Source organism: Gluconobacter sp. P1D12_c, from assembly GCF_018812105.1.
GTDB lineage: Bacteria > Pseudomonadota > Alphaproteobacteria > Acetobacterales > Acetobacteraceae > Gluconobacter > Gluconobacter oxydans_A.
On record NZ_JACSIQ010000828.1, the window covers coordinates 1 to 367 of the forward strand.

The following is a 367-nucleotide window of genomic DNA, read 5'->3' on the forward strand; positions in this document are numbered from 1 at the left end:
TTTATGAGCTTCTTCGTCGCAACAGTGGGAACAAGGTTGATGTGTTTAAACATCTTGAACGCATTGGCAGGGATGAGGCCATAAGGCTTCAATCTGATCGCATTGATGACAGGCTTGAAGGTCTGGGGATTCCGTCTAGGCGTAAGAAGCAGGATGGCACCTTTTTCAAGGTGGGTTTGCTGTCTGGATTAGCTAAGCAGATGGATGAACAGTTTAGGCATATCATGTTCATTCCTGCTGTTGCTGTTGCTGAGCGTCGCCAGTTGAGGAATGAGCTGACCTATTGGATTGATAACATTCTCCCGAATAAGGGGAAGTATCTGCGGTACATGGTTATCACCTGCGGTGAGAACGTCCGCATATATGA

The 367-nt window shown here is 46.9% G+C and carries 1 protein-coding gene; it reads left to right on the forward strand.

Annotation, left to right across the window (positions count from 1 at the left end):
- A partial coding sequence (locus tag KP705_RS19395; RefSeq protein ID WP_215765493.1) for a hypothetical protein occupies positions 1-367 on the forward strand: 367 nt, incomplete at both ends.